At 38.5% G+C, this 23692-nt stretch carries 20 protein-coding genes and 1 pseudogene; 10 read left to right on the top strand and 11 right to left on the bottom strand.

The genetic code is table 11. The annotated features are described in order from the left end of the window. Positions 1-16: 16 nt before the first annotated feature. Genes IAR63_RS09645 through IAR63_RS09635 form a run of 3 tightly spaced genes read left to right on the top strand, consistent with a single transcriptional unit; the run spans position 17 to position 4552 of the window. Complete coding sequence (locus IAR63_RS09645) at positions 17-541, top strand: FHA domain-containing protein (protein ID WP_187705115.1); 525 nt, start codon at positions 17-19, stop codon at positions 539-541. Positions 542-567: 26 nt separating this feature from the next. After that, positions 568-2343, top strand: coding sequence for a protein phosphatase 2C domain-containing protein (locus IAR63_RS09640; protein ID WP_187705114.1), 1776 nt, complete (start codon positions 568-570; stop codon positions 2341-2343). A gap of 49 nt (positions 2344-2392) precedes the next feature. Further along, positions 2393-4552 (top strand): protein kinase domain-containing protein, encoded by a 2160-nt coding sequence (locus tag IAR63_RS09635; RefSeq protein ID WP_187705113.1) that lies wholly within the window; start codon positions 2393-2395, stop codon positions 4550-4552. Between the two features lie 23 nt (positions 4553-4575). Here IAR63_RS09635 and IAR63_RS09630 read toward each other — a convergent pair whose 3' ends face one another. Both IAR63_RS09630 and psbQ read right to left on the bottom strand, forming a co-directional pair. Then, positions 4576-5724, bottom strand: coding sequence for an NAD(P)/FAD-dependent oxidoreductase (locus IAR63_RS09630; protein ID WP_187705112.1), 1149 nt, complete (start codon positions 5722-5724; stop codon positions 4576-4578). A 106-nt stretch (positions 5725-5830) separates the two neighbouring features. Then, positions 5831-6289 carry a photosystem II protein PsbQ gene (psbQ, locus tag IAR63_RS09625; protein WP_187705111.1) on the bottom strand — a complete coding sequence of 153 codons (459 nt, stop codon included), beginning with the start codon at positions 6287-6289 and terminating at the stop codon, positions 5831-5833. A gap of 163 nt (positions 6290-6452) precedes the next feature. On the opposite strand from psbQ, the gene IAR63_RS09620 reads away from it, so the two are divergent. Beyond that, positions 6453-6872 carry a hypothetical protein gene (locus IAR63_RS09620; protein WP_187705110.1) on the top strand — a complete coding sequence of 140 codons (420 nt, stop codon included), beginning with the start codon at positions 6453-6455 and terminating at the stop codon, positions 6870-6872. A 73-nt stretch (positions 6873-6945) separates the two neighbouring features. Here the strand turns inward: IAR63_RS09620 and IAR63_RS09615 are convergent. The 4 genes and pseudogenes from IAR63_RS09615 to IAR63_RS09600 all read right to left on the bottom strand — a co-directional run bounded on the left by IAR63_RS09615 (position 6946) and on the right by IAR63_RS09600 (position 9458). Continuing rightward, positions 6946-7938: pseudogene (locus IAR63_RS09615) on the bottom strand (M48 family metallopeptidase). 28 nt (positions 7939-7966) lie between these two features. Next, the gene (locus tag IAR63_RS09610) at positions 7967-8644 is read right to left on the bottom strand and encodes a M15 family metallopeptidase (RefSeq protein ID WP_187705109.1); all 678 of its coding nucleotides are present in this window, start codon (positions 8642-8644) and stop codon (positions 7967-7969) included. A gap of 27 nt (positions 8645-8671) precedes the next feature. Beyond that, on the bottom strand, positions 8672-8902 hold the full coding sequence (gene yidD / locus IAR63_RS09605; RefSeq protein WP_219995509.1) for a membrane protein insertion efficiency factor YidD: 231 nt from the start codon (positions 8900-8902) through the stop codon (positions 8672-8674). A gap of 19 nt (positions 8903-8921) precedes the next feature. Further along, entirely contained in the window at positions 8922-9458 is a 537-nt protein-coding gene (locus IAR63_RS09600; protein WP_057179126.1) for a P-loop NTPase family protein, read from the bottom strand. Positions 9459-9499: 41 nt separating this feature from the next. Here IAR63_RS09600 and rph point away from each other — a divergent pair, with 41 nt between their 5' ends. From rph to IAR63_RS09570, 6 genes are all read left to right on the top strand, one after another. Continuing rightward, complete coding sequence (gene rph, locus IAR63_RS09595) at positions 9500-10240, top strand: ribonuclease PH (protein ID WP_096544004.1); 741 nt, start codon at positions 9500-9502, stop codon at positions 10238-10240. A gap of 23 nt (positions 10241-10263) precedes the next feature. Then, positions 10264-11043 (top strand): MlaE family lipid ABC transporter permease subunit, encoded by a 780-nt coding sequence (locus IAR63_RS09590; RefSeq protein ID WP_407927136.1) that lies wholly within the window; start codon positions 10264-10266, stop codon positions 11041-11043. Positions 11044-11196: 153 nt separating this feature from the next. Further along, positions 11197-12741 carry a TolC family protein gene (locus tag IAR63_RS09585; RefSeq protein WP_235678218.1) on the top strand — a complete coding sequence of 515 codons (1545 nt, stop codon included), beginning with the start codon at positions 11197-11199 and terminating at the stop codon, positions 12739-12741. Between the two features lie 339 nt (positions 12742-13080). Then, positions 13081-13797, top strand: a complete 717-nt coding sequence (gene pgl / locus IAR63_RS09580) for a 6-phosphogluconolactonase (RefSeq protein WP_187705107.1) — start codon at positions 13081-13083, stop codon at positions 13795-13797. Between the two features lie 46 nt (positions 13798-13843). Beyond that, positions 13844-14629 carry an FHA domain-containing protein gene (locus tag IAR63_RS09575; RefSeq protein WP_187705106.1) on the top strand — a complete coding sequence of 262 codons (786 nt, stop codon included), beginning with the start codon at positions 13844-13846 and terminating at the stop codon, positions 14627-14629. A 117-nt stretch (positions 14630-14746) separates the two neighbouring features. Further along, positions 14747-15484: a M50 family metallopeptidase gene (locus tag IAR63_RS09570; RefSeq protein ID WP_187705105.1), complete on the top strand. Its 738-nt coding sequence runs from the start codon at positions 14747-14749 to the stop codon at positions 15482-15484. Positions 15485-15499: 15 nt separating this feature from the next. Here the strand turns inward: IAR63_RS09570 and IAR63_RS09565 are convergent, their stop codons facing one another. The 5 genes from IAR63_RS09565 to IAR63_RS09545 all read right to left on the bottom strand — a co-directional run bounded on the left by IAR63_RS09565 (position 15500) and on the right by IAR63_RS09545 (position 23053). After that, entirely contained in the window at positions 15500-18565 is a 3066-nt protein-coding gene (locus IAR63_RS09565) for a plasmid replication protein, CyRepA1 family (protein ID WP_187705104.1), read from the bottom strand. 313 nt (positions 18566-18878) lie between these two features. Beyond that, positions 18879-19937, bottom strand: a complete 1059-nt coding sequence (locus IAR63_RS09560) for an N-acetyltransferase DgcN family protein (RefSeq protein ID WP_187705103.1) — start codon at positions 19935-19937, stop codon at positions 18879-18881. Beyond that, on the bottom strand, positions 19921-20973 hold the full coding sequence (locus tag IAR63_RS09555; RefSeq protein WP_187705102.1) for a dipeptide epimerase: 1053 nt from the start codon (positions 20971-20973) through the stop codon (positions 19921-19923). The genes IAR63_RS09560 and IAR63_RS09555 overlap by 17 nt, the downstream gene beginning before the upstream one ends. Before the next feature lie 5 nt (positions 20974-20978). Then, on the bottom strand, positions 20979-21908 hold the full coding sequence (gene rbsK / locus IAR63_RS09550) for a ribokinase (protein ID WP_096544016.1): 930 nt from the start codon (positions 21906-21908) through the stop codon (positions 20979-20981). An 80-nt stretch (positions 21909-21988) separates the two neighbouring features. Further along, entirely contained in the window at positions 21989-23053 is a 1065-nt protein-coding gene (locus IAR63_RS09545) for an aromatic ring-hydroxylating oxygenase subunit alpha (protein ID WP_096544018.1), read from the bottom strand. Positions 23054-23692: the final 639 nt, after the last annotated feature.

Genomic DNA, 23692 nt, shown 5'->3' with positions numbered 1-23692 from the left:
ATAAGGATAAAAGACCATGATTACTTGTACAGCTTGTGGATATGACCAAAACCCAGATAATACAGAGTTCTGCAGTATTTGTGGTTCGGAACTGCCAATTGCTGTCACTACAGCGTCAATCATACCACCCACCATTATTCAACCAGCTCCACCACCAATATCAGATAATAGCTATTCACCAACCATACCACTTACAAGGACATCCGCAACTGCTAGGTTAGTCTGTAAACAGATCAATGCTCCCATACCGGAATTTATTCTGGAAAATAATGCCATAGTCGGTATTTTTGACCAGGATACTGGCCCGGTGGATATAGATTTGGAAACCTTTCCTGGTGGAGACACAGTATCCCGTAACCACGCGGAAATTTATCAGGAGGCGGGAATATGGAAGGTCAAGGATTTAGGATCTACCAATGGAGTATTTATTAAAGGTCAAGGACAAACACGATTCAGTGCTAGAATTACTGTCCCCACTCCTCTAAAACCAGACGATGAAATTGCATTTGGTAAGGTTAAATTTGTTTTTAAAAACAGCTAGATAGCATATAGAGATCTAATAATAAGATGAGTGATTCTACCAATCAGCTACCACTAATAATTCAAGAAAACACCTGTTTTCACATCCAAGGTATCCCTTTAGAAATAAGATCCTATTGGGGACAGTTTACGCCTGATATTTATTATTTCCAAGTTTGGATAGTAGGTGATGCAAAACCAGGTTTACTCAGAATAGGTAGAACTGATGGTTCACTCAACCGAGAATTACAATTGAGAAACCAATTGGGAGATTACCAGTTGATCTCTGAAGTTTTATTACACGCTGTTGTAGACAATGTTGTTATTAATATCAATAGTATTCGTGATATTCATGGTGATAGCATAGATTCTGAGATTTTGGATGTTACATTAACCATGGCGGAAAATCAAAATTCCGAAAACATGGAAAATATAACTAGTACTATAGATATAAATCAAGAGGTGGAATATTTAGAGGAGGAATATTATCCAGAAAGGGAAATTATTACCAATTTGTTAAATGAAAAATTACTTGTTCTTAGCCATGTTCCTGATGAAAATCAAACCTTGGAAACTTGGCTCAATAACAAACATAGTTTGGAAGAGTCATTGTTAGTTGCCAGTCAAATCTGTCAAGTTTTTCGCTATCTTCATCAAAGAAAATGGTGTGTTGTTAATCTCGTCCCCAAATTAATGCAAATAGGAACACCGATTAAATTCTTTGACCTGACTAGTGTCTTTCCTGTAGGGGAATTACTCAATTTTGGGTTTATAGGTGACTATTGCGCTCCAGAATTGGCATACTGTAAATATCCTGTTCACGAAACTATGAGCAGTTATACAGTAGGAGCATTATTATATCAAATAATTCATCACCAATACTTACCCAGTAACCCAACTCAAGAAATACAAATCAATCCTATACCTCAAGTTTATCAACTGCTAAAAATTTGTCTATCTTACTTACCAGAAGAAAGATTTACATTGGAACAGGTTTTAAAAATATTAGTCCGTACTCGACAGGAGATGACTATCCCCAAAATTAATTGGGAGACTGCAAGTCTATCTACTGTAGGACTCTCAATTAATCGCTTGAAAAATGAAGATAACTATGGTATTAAATGCCAAAAGAGTGGCGATCGCCGGACGGTAATTTTAGCTGCGATGGCGGATGGTATGGGAGGAATGTCTCAGGGTGAATTGGCAAGTAAATTGGCTATAGAAACCATGCTAGAATCTCCCTTACCTCCAGAAAATCATACCAAGGAAGAATGCCAAGAGTGGCTAACTTCCCTATTTGTTCAAGCTAATGAGAGAGTGTCCGCACAACTTAAAGATGGGGGAACAACTTTAAGTATTATTTTTGCTCTTTCGGAACAACTAATGATTGGTCATGTGGGTGATAGTCGTATTTATTTACTGCGTCAAGGAGAAATTCAACAACTTAGTCAAGATCACTCTCTGGTGGCACTATTATTTGCTAGTGGAAAAATTACGGAAGAGGAATTGTCAACACATCCAGATAGAAATATTCTGACTAAATCCATTGGTGGAAAAAGTAGATTGAGTGATGGCTATGTTCAAGATCTCAGACAAACTACTTCAGCATTAACAATGAAATTGGAACATGAAGATATTATATTACTATGTTCTGATGGGGTTTGGGATCTAGTTTCTAAAAACCAGCTCGCCACTAATTTCATCACTGAATCTAACTTGCAAACAGCTGTGAACCTTACTATTAACCAAGTTTTAGAAAGGGGTGCACCGGATAATGCCACACTCTTAGCATTACGATTTTTGGTTACGAGTAATCAACTTTAGGTCGTCAGTAAATCATTAGTAAATAACCAATAAACAAGCAGTAAAGTCTATGCAATGTCCCACCTGTCTCACCGATAATTCAGATAATGCCATTAGTTGTATTGCCTGTGGCACACCTTTAGTACCTGAAACTACTGTATCCAACCTACATTTAACACCCGGGACATTAATTGGTAGTGGTAGATATAGAATAGAAAGAATTTTAGGCCAAGGTGGTTTTGGTATTACTTATGCAGCAACTTATTTGATGAATTCTGCTCAGGTGGCTATCAAAGAACTATGGCCAGAAAAAGCTGCCAGACATGGAAATAGTGTTTTATGGCCCACATCAATTACTCCTGCACAGCGTCTGGAGCAACTACAACAATTTCAGTCGGAAGCCAACTATTTACAACAGTGTAAACATCCCCATATTGCAGAAATTTATGAGTATTTCCCAGAAAATAATACTGCATATATGGTTATGGAATTACTCAATGGTAAATCCTTAGATAAAATTCTCCTCCAGGAAGGAATTCTCCAAGAAGATAAGGTGAAAGATTATTTCTGGCAAATAGCATCCGCTCTACAAATTATTCATGATCACAATTTATTACATCGGGATATTAAACCAGAAAACATTATCATTGTTCCCCCCAATAGAGCTGTACTCATAGATTTTGGTGCAGCAAGGGAATTTATTGCTGGTCAAACAGGAGACATGACTAGAATTCTCACCGCTGGATATGCACCTTATGAACAATATATCCAAAGAAGTAGAAATTTTCCTGCTACTGACTTGTATGCTTTATGTGCATCAATGTATGAATTATTAACTGGAAAATTACCAACAGAAGCTACAGAAAGGGCTAGTCAACTTTTGCAAAATACCCAATCAGACGCATTAATCCCTCCTCGACAACTCAACTCTACCATAACTCCTTTAATGGAAAAAATTATCTTGACAGGAATGGAATTTAAGGTGGAAGATAGATTTCAAACTGCTCAGGAATTAATGGCGGCCATACAAGGTAATTTTGTTTATCCCCAACATCAAAAAGCCAAGGACTTAGTTAAACAAGGTAATTTAATTGGTGCTGTACAAGTATATCAAAAATATCTACAAGTCCAAGGTAGTAGTCCACAAGCATTTGTGGAACTGGCATTGGTACAAGTATACCTAGATCATGATCAAGCTAAGATAGCAGCTACAAATGCCATTAAATTCCAACCAAATGATGGTAGAGGATATGGAGTTTTAGGGTTAATTAATTGTCGTGAAAATCATTGGCAAGATGCTGTAAATAATCTACAAAAAGGAACTAATTTATCACCTGATCAACTCTGGATAAAAATAAATTTAGCTTGGGCTTTGGCTAAGTCAGGAAATTTAACCGCTGCTAAAACCACTATAGACAAGGTCTTAGAAATACAATCTGATTCCATCTTTGCCCTAACTTTACAAGCATGGATACTTCTACAACAACAAGAGTGGAAATTAGTGATTCGTACATCTAGTCAAGCCCTCTTTAAATTACAAAATAAGTTACAAACCCAATTAGCCAATCTCAATGATGATGAACAGAAACTACAATCTACTCTATATATTTATTTAATCACAGCTTTGGAAAAGTCAGTAGTTACTAAAAAGGCTAACGATGTTAATCTCAGAGTGCAAGAATTTGTGGATAAATCACCTAATAATGCTATAGCCTGGGGTTTGAAAGGTTGGAAACAAGCAAGCGAACTTTTATGGCAAGAGGCAACAGTTAGTTTTGAAACGTCTATTCACCAAGCATCAGTTCCAGGTTGGGTATTTATTAATTATGCAATCACTCAGGAGCATTTGAAAAACTATCAAGCTGCTATTGAAATATATAATAAGTACATAACTCATATTTACAGTGAAGTTTACCTCCAACTCGAAAAAAACTCCTTATTAGCTTTTTCTCATTTTCGCTTGGGTACTTTATATGCCCAATTAGGATCGTGGAAACAAGCTAAGGAATTTTTAGATAAAGCAATTGAATTTAAGGATAATTATGCGGAAGCATATCACAACCTGGGATGGGTGTTACTAAATACTAAAAACCAACATGGAGAAGTGGAAAATAGCCGAGATATGCTAGCTGCATATAGTCAGGCAATAAAACTATACAACAGGTCGAAAAAAACACAGCTTGCATCTGTAATAGAACAGGCATTTAAACTAATAGACTTAACTATTTAACTACTTAACGGGTGTAAATTCCATTAAATATTTGAGTTAAGAATTATATCATATACTGCAGACGCTGTAGCAGGTGCAAGCAGGACTCCATTACGGTAATGACCAGTTGCTAAAATTATATTAGTATAACTGGCTAATTTTTCAATTATTGGTGCTGGTCTACCCTCTGGACGAGGACGTAATCCAGACCAGCTGCGAAGAATCTTGGCCGAAGCTAATTCAGGACAAAAACCGATCGCCTGTTGTTTAACTAGTTCCAGCAATTCCTTACTAGGTAGAACATCATCTTCTCCGTTAGGAAATTCTACTGTAGCTCCCACCCAATAATCCCCATTACCCATAGGTACTAGATGTACATCATTACCGGTAATGACCGGTTGAAAATCAGGATTGCCCAGACTCCTTCCTAAACTCAAATATAATGCTTGTCCTAAAACTGGACGAATAGTCACCTGATGATTTAATTGTCTGGTTAGTGCAGTAGTACCCAAACCAGCAGTAATGATAAACCAATCTGCTGTGACTACACCCTCTGTGGTGTCAATAGATTTTAGTTGTTCCTGAACATGGGGTGTAATCTGGACGATTTGACTAGATGGTGCTTGGTGATTGCGAACTGCTACTCCAAATTTGAATTGTACCCCATTACGCTGTGCTGCGTCCACCAGTGCTAGGGTTAACGCTGTGGGATTTAACTGCAAATCCTGAGGGGAATAAACAGCACCAATTACCATAGGATTATTTACCTGGGGGCAAAAATTCCCTAGTTTCTCTCGATCCCACACCTTTAACTCCCATCCTTGGGATTTGCGCACCTGTTGTAATTCCTCCCAGTCACTCATTGCTTCCACTCCGCTTTTTAGGGGGTGAGTGGGATCCTCTGATAGTAACATGACAATACCCTGACGGTTGCAGGGAATTTTTCGTCCTGTTATCTCCTCCAGCTCTGGAATTAGGGTTTGATAGCGTTTAATACTCTCCTCGCGAATTTGCCAGGCCTTACCCTTGGTTTTATGGCTAATCACCCCCATTAAAACACCCAAAGCAGCTGCTGTAGAACCTTGTGCTGGCTGGTTTTTTTCAAAAACAGTGATATTTAAACCTTTGATTTGACTTAGTTGATATGCGATCGCTGCTCCAACTACACCACAACCGATAATTACTACATTCATAAGCTTTGTAAATAGTGAGGGGTGAAGAGTTTACCCCTTCACCCTATCACCTGATTAAACTAGGGTTTTGTGACTCAAGACTCAGATTGCAATGGAGGTAATTGAGTTATTCCTCAGTTGGTGCTGGGGGAATCAGTTGTAAGAACTGGTTAAAGTCTGCCACAACGTCTTTATAGCTGCTCAATGCGAGTTTAGTATTACCAGCATTAGCAGCTTGATCAACTCTGACTAAGTGATTCAATAGGTCCTTGGTAATTTGTCTTCCTTGAGCTTGGTCTTGGGGTAATAGACTGGGGATAACATAGGTCATAGTGAGTCTAGCTTCTGTTACCGGACCATGAATAAAATTACCCACTTTAATCCACTCACTACTGGTAATCAGAGTTTTTAGTTCTTCAAATCGATTTTGTACTTCCTGAATATCAGGTACATATTGTCTCACTTTTACCAATTGTTCCGGTGTATAGGTAGGAGGTGCAGTTGTAACAGTAGGACTGCTGCAACTGATCAAAAACGTGGTCAATAGTACAAGAATCAGTGATAGAATAGAGCGTTGACGCACCATAAAGAAAATTAATTTAGTGTTTGTTAAGCAATTGACAGATTTATTTTAGATCGGTACTGTAATTTCTCATTCTACAGTGGGAAAGTTTTTGGAGGAATTTTGCTGAATTTTTTCACTGATTCCCTAGCAAACCAGTCCAATGTAATATTAGGAGAGTCTTGACGTGAACGCATCGGAACAAGCAACCAACTTTGAAATAGCTAGTAAGATTGCTACCGTAGTCAACTTGTTTAAATTACAATTTCCTGATGCCAAAAGCGATCTAAAACCTTGGCAAAATGACCGTGAGACCAGACAACTAGTGGATCCTGATTCCATTGATATAGGTTTTCACTTTCCCGGAATCAGCAGGTCTTGGCGCAGTCGTAGTGTGTTAATCCAAATTCGCTTTCATCAAGATCCCATTAATAAACAATCCAAAGCTATAGGTGTTGAAGTATCAGGATTTGACCATCGAGGTCAAGTATGGCGACTTTCTACCATAGAACAGTGGAGTTTTGTGGGCGAACCCACACCCTCTAGTGTAGTTGGAGAAAAACTTAAACACATTTGTAGACAAATCTTGGAAATATTCAATATTTGACTTCATTGAACTTATCCCTAGGTTAATACATGACATTTTAGCTCGCCTCCGCGTGTATATGGAAATATTACCATTACCAAGAGGATATGAAATTCCAATCTTCTGAACCTGTCTGATTGTTTTGCTGATTTTGTGGGTGTTTGATCTGATCTCCATCTTCTGTATTTTGTATACTATCTAAATCTTCTACTTCTTCTGTTTTTGGTACATAATCTGAGGAGGTAAAATTTCCCTGAATTAGGCTATCGTATGCGCCAGAATTATACCATTTTAATAATTCTCCTGTGCGCATAATGATCCAAGAAAGTCTTGGTTCAGCATAGCTTAGTATTTTAGTAATTTTATCTAAAGTATCCAAATTATTAGATGCGAACTCACGTGACTGGATGATAAAATCATTCATGACATCATCATTTAAATATTCTTGGGGTAAACCTGCCATTTTCATCAAAGTGGTGGTAGCTACATTAATATCTTGACAAGCTAATAGCCCTGCGCGATCGGCTGTTAATTTAGACATCATTAGCCAATTATATAAACTCAATTCAACTCCGCTAGCAACCAAACCGCCAATACCTAGGGTGGTGCTGATCAATAAATTTTTAATATTTGGCATCACAATTGCCATTTGATGGTAGACTACATTTTGGCTTTTAATACGAGCTATCTCACTTCCAATCAAATAAAGTAGTTCTTGAGAATTGAGCCATTCCATAGCTTCTAAATTTACGCCAATTAGGGGTTTTTCTACACCAATAATATAGCTTTGAATATAACCTGTTCCTCTAAATAAATATAATTCTGGCAAGGGAGAAACATCTAAAACTTCACAAGCTGTTACTAATGCTTGATACAACTTAGGAAAATTCCTATTTGTAACTCTAATTTCACTACCTAGCGTCTGTCATCTTAGTAGTCTATCAATACTATATTCGTTGATTTTTTTGAGTATTGTTGATATACCTGGCATTTTTCTCAAAGATGCTAAAGCCTGTTTATCAAAAGGATGCTCGTATGTTTGAGAATTGAGTCCAGAGAAGACTTTTAAACCTGTTTGGACAGTCATTTATTTTCCTATATTAATTGTTTAATATTCATTCACAAAAGCCATAAATTGCCGTTGATTGATGGGATAACCAGGCCCACATTTGGTCTCCAAAAGAAAAGTGCCACCATTCTCGCGGATGACGTTGAAAACCTGCTTGGCACATAATGTTATTTAGCATTTCTCGACATTGATGATATTGACTATGTTTGTTCAGATAATACTCGGGATGAGAACGCTCAGAAATTTCGTCAATTGGCGAACCCATATTAATAATTTCTCCCTGTTCATTAACTAGGGTAATATCCACTGCTGCACCAGTGCTATGGGGGGGAGGAGTGTGAGGATTGGAACTGGGTGGAGCCCAAATTTCATATACCTGTTCCCAAATTTTTTCCCGCTGGTCATGGGACAGATTTTGTTCCAGTACTCCCCTTGCTTTTACCAGTTGATTAAAACTATAATCAACCATAAACTGCTGCACTCCTACTGGACGGTAAGCATCAAATATTTGAATATGCCATCCAGGAGACAATAGGTTTAAACAATTCTGGGCATGAATAAGATTTTTGACCACTGTTTTCCGGAGAAAATAGGGTGAATATTGTCCGTAATGTGCGCCTAGTTTGGCATAAGGGTGGGGGTTTTCCACTGCAAAAAGCTCCAGGGGAATTTCTACTAATGGTTCCCCCGATTCGATAATGGGAATTTGATGATATGGACGCATGATCTGGCAATATGGGAGATAGAAAAGCTAAGGAGATTTCTCGGTTTTTTCTGGTACGGGATCATAACCACCAGGATGGAAGGGATGACAACGTAAAATTCGACCTAGGGCCATCCAACTTCCACGAAACACTCCAAACCTTTCTATAGCTTCCATAGCATACATGGAACAGGTGGGTTGAAACCGACAACTGGGGGGAAATAGAGGAGAAATAAATAACCGATAACCTTGAATAAGCCAAATGAATAATCTTTTCACACAACTCCTTGAGGATTTTCTAAGGTTGCAACCGACGAATTTCTGTAATTTGGTCAGCTAAATCAAGAAAAGATTTTGGCATTTGAGGACCAGTCAAAATCATATCCAAATGGGTGGGACGGTCAATCAGAAACTGCAACACCTCCTTTTCGGGAATTAAACCAAAATCAACTGCTAAACTTAACTCATCTAAAACCACTAAGGAATATTTACCTTCGTATACTACCTTTTGTGTATATTCCCACAGGGAATGCAAAGACCCAATTTCTTCCTCATTGAAATTTGGTGTATCCGGGGACCTAGCTAGGTCACAGCGAATCCAATCTAGCTTGTTTCCAATTTGTATGGGATTATTTATACCTTGGTTAATACCCCCTTTAAGAAACTGGATAATTAATACAGGTGTTCCATGACTGGCAATTCTTAGGGACTGGGAAATAACGTTAGTGAAAAAGTAACGTTCTGAGCTAGTAAACACCTGTAGTGATCCCGCGACTGAATTTGGTAAACTAGGTGCAGGATTAATATTTGGACTGTCAATTTGGGTAAAAATCATTACTAAAACAAGAGAATACAAAAAAGACTGAGAGGTAAATCATGGTTTGGCAACGTCTCGATGGTCGTCAACCCGATCAACTACGAACATTAAATTTTTATCCCCATTTTACTCGTTTTGCTCCCGGTTCGGTGTTAGCACAATGTGGTGAGACTCAGGTTCTTTGTACAGTTAGTATAACTGAGGGAGTGCCAAAATTTTTAATGGGAAGTGGAAAAGGTTGGTTAACAGCAGAATATCGTATGTTACCCTCTGCTACCCAACAAAGACAAGAACGGGAACTATTAAAGTTGTCGGGACGCACCCAAGAAATTCAGCGATTAATTGGACGTAGTTTAAGAGCAGCACTGAATTTTGAAATATTAGGGGAAAAGACCTTAACTGTAGATGCTGATGTTTTACAAGCAGACGCTGGTACAAGAACTATATCCATTACAGGTGGGTTTATAGCCTTAGCTCATGCAATTACTAACTTGTTGCAACAGGGAGTTTTAGAGCGATCGCCTTTATGTGGACAAATAGCTGCTGTTTCCGTAGGTTTGTTAAAGGGAGAAGCATTTTTGGACTTAGACTTTACTGAAGATGTAAATGCGGAAGTAGATTTCAACGTGGTTATGAACAGTAAGCTCAATATTATTGAAGTTCAAGGAACAGCGGAAGCAGGTAGTTTTAGTCGTCAACAGTTAAATCAGCTCCTGGATGTTGCAGAAACAGGAATTAGGGAATTACTGATAGCTCAAAGATCGGTAATACCAGATTTTAACACCTTATTGAATGTTTAACAGAAAATAGAAAACTTAAACAGGTGATCACCTTGCACTCAACAAGAAACATACAACAATGGTGGATTTTTCGCTGTTTGTCCACAGCATTGCTATTTGGTCAAATTTCCCTGCATATAATTCAAGGAAAAACCTATTATCGGAAAATTCTTGACCATGCACTAAAAGTAGGACCGGGTTCCCTCTCCCCAGTTTTGTTGGTAAGTGGTTTTGCGGGAATGATTTTCACGATTCAAACAGCTAGGGAACTGGTCAGATTCGGTGCAGTTGATAATCTGGGGGGCGCTTTTGCAGTAGCCTTTTGTCGAGAACTAGCTCCAATTTTAACCGCTAGTGTGATTGCTGGACAAGTAGGATCAGCATTCGCAGCAGAAATAGGAGCTATGCAGGTAACTGAACAAATTGATGCGCTCTACTTACTCAAAACCGATCCAATAGATTATTTAGTCTTACCCAGAGTGATTGCTTGCGGTTTGATGATGCCAGTAATGATGATTTTTGCACTAATTATGGGTGTTAGTGGTGGAATTTTTGCCGGACTGCAATTTTACCAAGTTCAACCGGAAAACTTTTTAGAATCGGTGCGAGATTTTTTAACTCCGGGAGATATGATGATGATAATCGTCAAAGGCGTAATTTTTGGAATAATAGTTGCTGTGAATGGATGTAGTTGGGGACTAACTACTAGGGGAGGCGCTAAGGAGGTTGGTGAATCCGCAACTACTGCGGTGGTAACTACTTGGGTGGTACTTTTCATCACAGATTTTTTATTGGCTCTACCTGGGATTACACTAGCAATTTAGATTAGATCCAGTTATACTTCCTGTAACATATTAACCAGAAATTCTCCGATCATTTTGGCTTTTTGTTTTATTATAACTTTGGGGTTAACTTCAGTGCATTTACTGTACAAATAACCGCTAAAACCAAAGTAACTTGACACACCGGAAATGAAAATGATTAACACAAATGTTTTTTTATTAAAAACATCTTTCTTGTCTCTCTGCTTAGTTTGCTTCTTACCCAATTTAGTCAAAGCCCAAGATGTTCCTAGTCAACAAGATCTACCAAAAGTTAATCCTGAGATACAATTATTGTTGGGTAAACCTAATCAAGATATACCTTTAAAACTGGTTGATGCGGTTTATCTAACTTTACAAAATAATCGAGATGTAAAAATAGCCTATCTGCAGCGTATTGTAGATAAGGCACGATTATCTGAATCTGAGTCTATATTTAGCCCCACTCTACGACCCCAGCTATCTTTAAACCTGAATGCGAGGGAACCCGAATTCGCAAGCGCTCAAAAAACAGATATAGTAACTAATACAACCGCTCGTATTGGCGCTGGGATTAATTTGAAACTGCCTACTGGTGCTTCTTTAAATTTAGGATGGAATGGAGAAAATGTCTGGAAGGGTCAGTATAGCAAAGATTCCTCTAGTTATTTACCTTTAACAGATCCAAATATTCTCAGTCAAGATGTTAGTTTTAGTATTAGTCAACCTTTACTAAAAGATTTTGGTGTGTATTTAAGCACTTTAAACATTAGGAGAGCTAGACTAACGGAAAGCACTAATATCTTGAATTTTAGAAATTCTATTGCCCAAACAATTACAAATTCGGTAGTCACCTACAGGAATCTCTTGTTAGCACAAGAAAGATTAAAAATTGAGGAAGCTTCTTTTGCAAGTGCCAAAGAAGAACTTGACAGATTACAACTTCTATTTACAGAGGGTAAAATTACCAAAAATGATTTGATTCAACGTCAGGCTGATATTGCTCAAAAAGAATTTAACTTGATTAACGTAAAAACAAATTTAACTGAAGCAATTGCTAGCCTAACCAAACTTACAGACCTACCTTTGAAAATGCTAATTGCCGTAGAAAAACCTCTTCCCCCAGACAGTTTAAATTTGCCAACTTTTGAGGAAATGATCAAATTGGCTGAAGATAATAATATCAGATATCTTTTTGCTGTTAATGCTGTAGAAAATGCCAAGCTCTCCTTAGCAGAGGCCAAAAATCAGCAAAGTTTAGACCTTACATTGAATCTGCGTTATGGCTTTAATAGTTTTTCCCATCAGCGGGATTCGGGTAATTTTACATCATCTTTAGTGTTAAGTCGTGAGTTTGGTAATCTTTCTCAAGATAATGCCGTACTTAAAAGTGAAGTCAATTTGCAACAAGCTGAATACTCTTTAGCAAATACTAGGGTAGATATTAATGAGCAGCTGAGAAATAGGGTTCGTAATGTTAGGGATAGTTTTACACAAATTCAATTATCCAAACAGGCAACTAATTTAGCGGAGTTAAGACTGAATAGTGCCAGGGAAAAAATGAAGTCAGGTAACAATGTTTCCACGACAGATATTATTAATTTTGAAAAAGGTTTAGTTGACGCTAAAAATCAAGAATTGAACGTGACTATCAGTCATCTGAACAGTATGACTCAACTAGAAGAGTTTTTGGGAATGACGCTAAATAAATGGCTGAAATAGCAATAAATGCTATAATTTAGCTTCTAACTGGATTTAAGCTACAGTGACTAAACTCATACTTCTTAACACAAAAAGAAAAATACTTAATGCTTTTAAATAAATTGTACATATGTCTTGACACTTCCTTTTGTCTTGCTATCTGTTCAAAGCAAACGAAAGTATTAAAGATAATTCTTGGAAGATGAACCACTAACTTCGTCCAAAATTGTTTACTTATAGACAATTTTGGACAACTTTTTGGAAGCGGAATAACGGTCAATGGTTAACAGTAATGACAAAGAGAATAGTTTAGGGTGGAGAGTGTATGCTGAAAGGAAGAGAAGCTAATATGATAAAGCCATGAACAAAAGGGTAGAAATTTTACCGGATCTGCAAGGTTTGGTGGCACGGGCTCAGGATGCGATATTATCCAGTTTGGCAAATGCTATTCAAAAACGAGGACAATTTACTATTGCTTTGTCTGGTGGTAGTACACCGAAACCTTTATATGAAGCAATAGGCTCTTTGAATCTAGATTGGGATAAAATTCATGTTTTTTGGGGTGATGAACGTTATGTACCATCCAATCACCCCGATAGTAATGAATTAATGGCGCGTATTGCCTGGTTAAATAAGGTTCCCATTCCACAGACTAATATTCACGCCGTACCTACCTTGTCTGGCAATCCAGTCGCGGATGCTAATAAGTATGAACAGCATCTACAAGAATTTTTCCATTGCTCACCGGGAACCTTTCCTTCCTTGGATGTGGTCCTCCTGGGTATGGGTGATGATGCACACACCGCCTCCCTCTTTCCCCACACGGAAGCTCTACAAGTGCGCGATCGCCTGGTTACTGTGGGCAATAAAGACGGTAATCCACGTATTACCTTCACCTATCCCCTAATTAATGCTGCCAGAAGTGTGATCTTTTTAGCTACTGGTGCTAATAAAAGGCCTGCTTTATCCCAAGTGTTTGCTGAAGTAGCAGATGATTTTACCTATCCATCTCGCTTGATTAAACCTCAAGGGGAATTATTATGGCTACTAGATGCAGCTGCTGGTTCACAACTCTGATTCCCTATCTCAACTATTGTCTTTACAGTGACAAAGGCTTAAATTCATGATCATTTGTCCAAACTGCAATCATCCTAATCCAGACGCTGCTGTTCAGTGTGAAGCTTGCTACACACCATTGCCAACTACCACTACCTGTCCCAGTTGTGGAGCTAATGTACAGGCTGATGCTGCTTTTTGCGGTCAATGTGGTTATAACTTGCGCTCCACCCCCGTAGTCACCGAACCAACTGTAGTAGTAACCCCCACTTCCGTAGAGGTACCACCTTTAGTTACTCCTGACCCCATGTTAGAGTTACTACAATCTGATCCCTTGGGAATCAGTACCCAGCCCCCCACAATTTACAGTGTGCCACCTACTTTAGTCAGCACACCCCCAGAACCAGTTGCTGGTCCCATATTACCAATAGTGCCAGTACCTGAACCGGTAGTAGCACCAGTACTCACAGCGTCAGAACCAGCTCCCATACCATCTGTACAACTATCACCGACTCAATTACAACAAGTGGTGGGGCGATTATTCCACCTGCAAGGTAACCAAGAAGTTGAATTACCCCAAAATCTATCCGTAATTCATATTGGTAAGCCCAATGACCGGATCCCCCCAGATATTGATGTGGCTGGATTTTCTAATTCAGAAATCGTTTCCCGAATTCACGCCGATATTCGGGTTGAGGGAGATGCTTATTATATAGAGGATGTAGGTAGTTCCAATGGCACTTATATTAATAATTTGCCATTGTTACCGGGAAATCGACACCGTCTCCGTCCAGGCGATCGCATTAGTTTAGGTAAAGGAGATTTGGTAACTTTCTTATTTCAACTCTCTTAAAACAGAGAAAAGTTTAGGCTATAAATCAATCAAAAACAGATCGATTATAGCCTAAACTTTTGCTAAAATAGGTACTTGAAGCAATATCTGTGACAATAGTGCCTTGGATAACTTCCGATGAAAGAACTAAAGAACTTGTCAACTTTCCTCCAATCCTCAAACATCGAGTCTACAGGTTTAAGCTGGTTATTGGGAGCAGCAGTCACCACTGCTATTTTGTGGCAATTACCGATGGGAGACTATATTTTATATCCCTTCACCATACTAGCAACCTGGTTTCATGAAATCAGTCATGGGTTGATGTCAATTATTTTAGGAGGCAATTTTCGTGAGTTACAAATTTTTAGCAATGGATCTGGAGTAGCAATTTACACCATACCCTCATCTTTTATTCCTCTTGTTCCCGCTCTGATTGCAGCTGCAGGTCCTATGGGTCCACCCATAGCTGGTGCAGGGTTAATCATGTCTTCTCGCAGTTTTAACAGTGCATCATTGAGCCTAAAATTTTTAGGTATTGCTTTGTTGTTTTCTAGTTTAGTTTGGGTACGTTCATGGTTTGGTTTGATCACATTACCACTGTTGGGACTGGGGGTTTTGTGGATCTCATTAATAACTAGCAAATGGGTACAGATTTTTACCGTTAAATTCTTGGGGATGCAGGCCTGTATAAGTACGTATCATCAATTGGACTATTTGTTTAGTTATAATGCTGGGTCTTTAGGAATTTCGGATACGGGACAAATGCAAAAATATTTGCTTTTACCCTATTGGTTCTGGGGTGGTTTAATAGCAGTAGCTTCCTTTGCTATCATGGCACAAAGTTTAATAATTACCTACCGGAAGAAAAACCACTAAACCGAGTTGATAAAATCAGTTAACCGAAACTAAAGGGCCCAGTTGCAGACATTTATCTTGAGTTGATCTGGTTTTGAGATGATAGAGTTGCCAATGATCCCGTTGTTGCCAAATGGCAAATATTTCCTCTCTTCCATCCTTGAGCATGTCAAAATTAACTTGATAAACCTGATTTATTCGACGCAATTTTAAACCCAATAAACCCATCAAGAGATTGAGTATTTTAATTCCAGAACTAGATTGTGGTTTTTTAGCAATATCCACACCCAAAGCACGGTTGATATGTTGACTACTTTGAATTGCCACATTTTTCAACCAAATAATATCATCATCATTTTCTTGGAATACCCTATCTTGTGCTAAAAACTGACACATTCCCAAAGCTCGCAAGGCTTCCACCTTGAGAGTATAGGTTTTTAAATCTGGTAGAAAAACCTTTCCTTCGCCCCAAAATAACTGTTGTTTCCATTCCTGCTGATCTCTGATGTGAAGGTAGTGACTTTCATGGGTCAAATAATAGTGAGTCAATAATTGGGAATAGTATCCCTGATCATCTCGCATTTTTAACTGAGTGGTTACAGGTACTCCATATCTTGTGTAGAGAATATATTTATGAATTGCATAGCGTTGTTCATCGGTGAGAGAATGTTTAGTTAGTAGTTGTTGATATTCAACATAGTCAATATTTTTAGCCGCCACCACAGCTTGGGCAATCATCAATTGATTGTGCTCCTTAATTTCTTTGATATTGCGTTTAATATGCTGAGACTGTTGACGAGTTTGTTCCCAATCCTTTTGAACTTGAACAATTTCTAAAATTAATCTGGTTCGGGTGGCTAGATCATTTACAGAAGTTTTTAAAAACGCCGAACGCAACTCACGAATAATACTATTATAGTCTGTATTATTCCCTATGGTGACTTTGTGACCTTCAGCAATTAATCCCTCTTGCAAAGATTGTCGATAAAAGGTAATAGAACTATTGACCCTAGCAGATAGTTTTGCCCAAGTACGTAAATGAATAGGATCATAAACTGCGGGTAAATCAACATCTATTTTATGTAAAGGACTCAATAAAGCCAAATTTTCTTTTTGATTTTCTTGGTACCAGTCAGATAGTAGCTGATAATTGGTACTACCACTACCAATTAAACCAATACCGCGTTTAGCACACCAGACAAAACGGGGAACTGAATCACGCACCCTAGCTAATGCTTGACGTGCTTCTGAGTCCGGAATGACCCCCTGAAAAATACCGTAAACTCGGTCAAAATGTTGGACATCAATACTAATTCCCGTTCCTAAACTAGGAGTGACAAATACCATATCATAATCAGTGATTTTTTGATTTATAGCACTCAGACATTCTATAGCTGGATGTGCAGGTGTATTGGTAGTTTGACTACTCACCACTAAACTATGGGGAAATTGCCTTTTTAACTTATACAAGCGATCCTGGAGATAATCTTCGATGGTTTCACAACTGTAACGTCCCGTGCGACTATCAGTTGTTACATAGCACTTCTTACCTGTGATTAAGTCCAGCTCCAGTTGATGAATTAAAGGTGTTGGGTTAGGTGAATCATAAAAAGTCACATCCCACCCACATTCAGGTTTCCACTTATTCACAATTACCCAAGGAGTGATTTTGTTTCCTGCTAAACCCTGGAGGTATTCTAGAGAAACATCTGATAAGTCAGCATCTTGAGCAATGACTAAACCCCCTGTTTTCACTACCGTGGCTATTAATTGTTGGAAAACGCTGAGTATCTTTATCCTCTTGTTTTTACAGGTGTTACTATTGAGTAGATGCCATAAAGACTGTTCAACTTCATCTAATATGACTATAGCTCCTTGCCAATCTTGGGGATTAAGCTTCCACAAGGAATCAACACATAATCCAAAGGATTTAATAGGTGAGCTGGATGGTGGTGACTGGTTTTCAGGGTGGATTCCCCATCTAATACCAATTTTTTCACAGAGGAATTTTCCCAAAAGGATGCGATGGGTGATTAATAAGATTGGTTGACAACGATTTTTAGCTTCCTCAACCACCGCTTGCAGTCTGGTGGTTTTACCTGTTCCTTTAGCGGATTTGACTCCCACTAAACCAGTGGAGGGTAAACATATTCTATCTAAATAGCTTTGGTTGATGGTAACACTGGGAGTAATTGTTAGATCTATATGGGGTTTAGTTTGGGCAATATAGACCTCTAGGGACATACTTTGATTGTAGACTTGCTCAAACGCTTCCGCTCCCTTAGCAGTGATAAAATCATCCACACCTTTCTCTTTACCAGGGAGTTTGATTACTTTAACAGAGCAATTTTTCCGCTCAAGTAAATAGCCTAATTGAGAAATGGCATTATTAATCGCAGTAGCCTTCCGTGGCTGATTCTCAAAATCAAAACATATATAAAAACTCAGTTGTCTATTGGCGAAAACTTCCAGATCAAGAATGAGACGACGACGGGTAACTTTACCAAATTCATTTTTGATTACCCGATAACCACTGGTAATTCCAGGTATGCCAATTGCTACATACCCTTGTGTTAATAAAGCTGCTGCTTTTTTAACACCTTCACAAATAATAATTGGTATGTTAGATTCTATTACCCATGGCCAAAAACCCTGAGCTTCCCCGTCATCACTAATGTTAATGTCTTTTGGCATAGTAACATCATAACGTTGGGAAATTTGATGCCAAATTTCTTCAGTTACCCGCAAACAAAATATTCGCGTTGGTGTGCTGGGGGGATGTTCATATTTAATGGACTTGCCATTTTTGTTTCTTCGCGGTTGGGAGGGTTTAAAACATCCCCATTCCATTTTTTGCCAATTATTTAGCGGGTCTACACCAGAACACCACCAACCACCAGCTGTAATGTGTCCATATCTCTCTAACCACCCGCTTTTAATCATCCCCGTATTAGTGCGCGGTAAATTATCAGATATTAATATATGCTTATAAGCATTCATACCCTGAAGAGAATGAAAATTTAACATTGCTAGGTGTAAATTTACACTACTACCATGTACTAGTTCTTCCAGGTGTTGGGAGTGCAAGTGATCTATAAACATGGGCAGATGTACTATAAAGAACAGATAAAGGAACAATCAAGGAAATAAAACCTTAGCACGCATCCTTTGATTCTGCATCGAAAAATTACTGCCATTTTGGCAACTTTTTTTGTGACTTTTTTTACGTTGTTTATGGAGACACCTGGGTTAACACAACAATCCTCTATTTTTCCGTCTGAATAGTGTAAATGGTATTTTTGTATTGTGATTTAGGTGCATGATTAATTTTTGTGTTTCAGTATATTTTTGTTTAGTTTATTTGTACTACCTTTCTGGGAAACTTATCTGAACCCATTTCCCCAGCTTGATGTCCCTACTCTTGATAATTGTTATTTATGATGGCATCTAATAGTATTCCCCCACCAAAGCGTATAGGATCTGTACAAGGTAAGCCAGTTTCAGACCCAGTTTGGGCGATCGCCTCTTCAGCAGCAATTTCATTCAGATCTTTCGTATTCAGAGCGATCGCCACCACAGGTACTTTAGCAAAAGCACCAGCAGCACTAGCTACCATTTCATACATTTTAATTACATCCGTGAGAGGAGGGATAGGAACATGAGGATTATTATGGTTATGAGTTTGTCCTGCACGATGGACTAAAATGAGATGGGTGGGTTGGGAACCGCGAATCAAAGGCAAAGTTGCCGTTGAACCGGGGTGTAATAAGGAGCCCTGACCTTCAATTTGAAGGATGTCATAGTATTGACCAAAACGCATGACCAACTGCTCCACAGCGCCAGCGGCAAAATCCACCCGGACTGCATCCAGTGCTACTCCATCCCCTTCCAACATCAAACCAGTTTGACCAGTAGCTATAAATTTAGAGCGAAGTCCTAGCAATTTTGCCGAATGATGTAATTCCAGACTAGTAGACATTTTACCAATAGACATATCCGTACCCACTGTTAGCACACGACGACAGGGGAGGTTGCGTGCTAAACCCGAAGCGATTTCCAACTTAGGTGGTTCCTTGCGCACATCCCAAATTGTCTTTCCTGGTTGTATGAGGGAGATTAAATCTGGTATGTTTGCCAGGGATGTATGTAGCCCATTGACAACGGACATTCCCGACCTCAATGCTTCCTTAATCTCAGTCCAGTAATGATCGGGAAGAATACCACCCTTTGGTGCAATACCAATAACTAAAACTTCTGGTTGATAGGGCAAAGCTGCACTTACAGATGCCACAATTGGTACACTTCTTTTAATTCCTGTTAACTCTAGTATAGATTGACCCGGACATTCTCTATCTATAACCGCAACAATAGGTGAGTCACTATAGCGCAAAATGGAAAGACCAGTTTTGCCATGGGATTTTGTCAGACCTTCATGTAAGAGAATGGCTATTTTTTGATTAAGTGGCAAACGCACTGTATTGTACTCCTAAACCTGGTAAATTATTAGGCATAACTCGTCCTTCTGTGACGGATACACCAACAAAAGGATCATCTATTAAATTTAAATGACTGTCTAAGTCCAAATAGTCTGCTAATGGCGCTATATGAGAAGCTGCGGTATTGGCTAGTGAACTATCGGAATAACACCCAAACATTACTTGCAAGTTATGTGCTTTAGCGGTGTTTACCATTCTCCAAGCCTCCCCTAATCCTCCTGACTTCATCAGTTTAATATTAATTCCATCTACACAATCAGCCAATGGGGGGATGTCAATGCTAGTGAAGCAACTCTCATCCACAAAAATGGGTAGAGCTGATTGTTTTTTCAAAGATGGTAATTTCCCCTCGTCACCTTTAGGTAATGGTTGTTCCAGATACTTAACCCCTAAATCAGCCAACCAATGGGACATAGCAATTGCATCTGGTAAACTCCAACCCCCATTTGCATCCACAAATAAATCCACCTTGGGTGCAGCTTCTTTAACTGCCAATATCATTTTTTTATCCGTATCTATTCCCTCCTTTGCTCCTAACTTAACTTTTAGTAGTTGCACGTCCATATACTGCAACCAGTCCCTTGCTCTATTTGCAGCACCTTGTGGTGAGTTAATACCAATAGTAACAGAAGTTGGCACTATGGTATTTATATTAAGTCCCCAAAGTTGCCACAATGGTAAACCCACGTTCTTACCCATCCAGTCGTGTAGTGCCATATCTATAGCAGTCCTAGCCGCAGAGGGAATTTGATGTTGTGTTAAAATTTTACCAATATCATCCCGCTGCCAAGGACTATAAGATTCTAGCACAGGAGATATTTCTTGCAAAGACCGGAAAATTATATCAGTGGTTTCTTGGTAACTTCCTACACTAAATGGAGATGCTTCTCCCCATCCTTCAATACCGCCTTCCATAATCTTAACCCAGATGTTTGTGGTTTGTGCAGTTGTTCCCCTACTAATTGTTAGGGCAAACCTCTTATTGACAGTAAAGGTGCTAACTTGTAGTTTCATTCTTATTATTCCCTTGTCATTTTGTCCAAAAAAGTTTTTAATGTCATCATATCAGGGAAAGAACTTTGAGCACCCATTTGAGTTGTTGCTAAAGCTCCCGCAGCTCCACCCCAAATCACCGCTTCTCGCAGAGTCTTGTGATGAAAAAGTCCTGCTGCTAAACCACCGTTAAAAGCATCCCCAGCAGCAACCGTATCTATGGCATTCACGGAAAATGGGGGAATAAAAAACCTTTCTTCTTTAGTAGCGCAATAAACACCTTTTGCACCCAACTTAATCACCACACACCTTGCACCTTTTGTTAATAAAATCTCCCCAGCTTTGAAGGCGGTTTGCTCTTCATTGACAGCAAATCCTACCAATTGACTGGCTTCAATTTCGTTGGGTGTAATTATGTCAACTAATGGATAAATTTCCTCTGGCAAATTGATTGGTGGTACAGGGGCGGGGTCCAGAATAACCTGGACTTTAGCTTGGTGAGCTATTTGGGCCACAGTAATTACCATATCAAGAGGAATTTCTAACTGCAATAGTATGGCATTAGCTGATGGCAATAAACCATATAATCTGTCAATATTGTCTTGGTTGACTTGTCCATTGGCTCCGGGTATAACAATTATATTATTTTCACCCCGCCGATCCACAGTAATTATCGCAACTCCTGAACTGACAGTGTCATCAATTATAATATTCTCCGTTTTTATACCATAACTTTCCAAATTTTTAATTAGTTGTCTACCAAAGTTATCATTACCAACACGACCGATCATTTGTGTAGGAATACCCAATTTTGCCAATGCTACCGCTTGGTTTGCTCCCTTACCCCCGGGTGCGGTAAAAAAACTTTCTCCTAACAAGGTTTCTCCTGGTATGGGCAATCTGGGAGTTGTTGCTACCAGATCCATATTAATACTACCAAAAACTATTATTGTCATATGTTTAGCTGTTTTTAAAAACTCCCTTACTTTTCCTTCACACCCCAAATTATTAAAAAATTAGGGAATCTTGAAGAATATTAGGCACGCCACCTCAATAGTACACTTTTTACAGGATTAACAAATTCTCTGTTTTCTGCTGCTGCACGGCTAAATTCCCGTTTCAATTGAAAATACCATTGTGCTTGCATATCCGAATCTTTAATTAGACGCAAAATCGGATTATATTGAAGTCCAATTTGTTGCTTTTCCACCACATTCCTATCTTGATCCAAAAATTTGCGAGTTAGAATTTGAATCAAAGGTGTAAATATTTTTAACCACGCTGGTATACCATAAAGAACAAAATTTACTTCAGTTTCTGTGTCAGAAATTGGTGTAACTGCGGTTAAATTACAAACTCGATGTTTGCCAAAGGTAATTTCTTCAATTCTCACTCCTGGTAAACGGAAGGAAATTTCCACTTCTGGTATTCCCCCACCCACTAACCAATATAATCGACTCATATTTTCCGTGTTATCGGATAATTTATGGCGTCTGACTGTAAACCCATATTCAGAAGGATCAAATTGTTTCACTTCTTCATGCAGTTTTCCACTTCTCCACCACCATACCTGGTGAACATAGGGAGAATGAGCAGGATCCATTAAACCTGTTACTGCATGGTCAATAAAACAGGGAAATTTCATTACTTCCACTAAATCTGGTTGTCCATTGCTAAAACCTGGTACTTGAGGAATATCGCTGATCTGTGCATTCACAGGAGATCCTTCTTTATCATATATGTATATCCAAATATTACCTTGAGTTTCATAAACAGGATATGATTTAACATTAAACTTACTCAAGTCTATACTTTGTTCTGGCAACAGTGATGGAATTTCTGTACACTTGCCCTGACTGTCAAAGCGCCAACCATGATAGCAACATTCTACCTGTTCACCATCAAATCTACCACAACTCAAGGGAACTGCACGATGAGGACAAATATCTTCAATGGCAAAAACTTGACCATTTTTGTCTCTTGTGAATAGTATAGGTTCTCTCAGCAAAACACGTGATATCATTTTACCTGTTTTTAGCTGACTACTGGGTAGTGCATAGTACCAAAGATTACGCAACAAGATGTTTTTATTATCTACCATAGATTAGGATGTGAATAAACCCAAAAATAGGACGAGAATTACTGGGAAGTTTTTAGTCTACTTTTACCCAGAAATCCACTGTTTGAATTGTACCATTGTGATTAAATTGCATCCACATTTTATAGGTTCCCGACTGACGAAATCTTGTATTGAATTGAATTTTCTCCTGTATCTGATTCTTAACTGCGTGGGTATGAATATAATCTGATATACTGAAGGAAGAGGATTATTTAATAATTACTAAATAACCTTTCTCCCCCAAATAGGGTTATTCTTCAACTGATTTTAGCCATCTTTTAGGGTAACTAACAGTAAATAATCCATTAGTTTTTCTATAATTTGGTGCTTTTGGCTTTTGGTCCATAGTACCTTTTTTTGCCTCTCTCAATAATGGTTTAAACGACTTAAAAGCCTTACCAACTATTAAGCATGTTTGCTGCATACTGGAAGCCTAACCAGTATTACAATGTTTATTAATTTTTATCTGCGCAGTTAATTCGTAGCCTGTTACTATTCTTTTGGCTTTAAAACAAATTTGTCTATCATAGTATAAATTGCAGTTATATAAATTCTTCAATGCATTTCATATTATTTATGTTACTATCTTGGGTGTAAAAGTTCAGATTTATTCATAACTCC

It is taken from the genome of Cylindrospermopsis curvispora GIHE-G1, assembly GCF_014489415.1.
In the GTDB taxonomy this organism is placed as follows: domain Bacteria; phylum Cyanobacteriota; class Cyanobacteriia; order Cyanobacteriales; family Nostocaceae; genus Raphidiopsis; species Raphidiopsis curvispora_A.
This window is presented reverse-complemented; position numbering and strand designations above follow the sequence as displayed.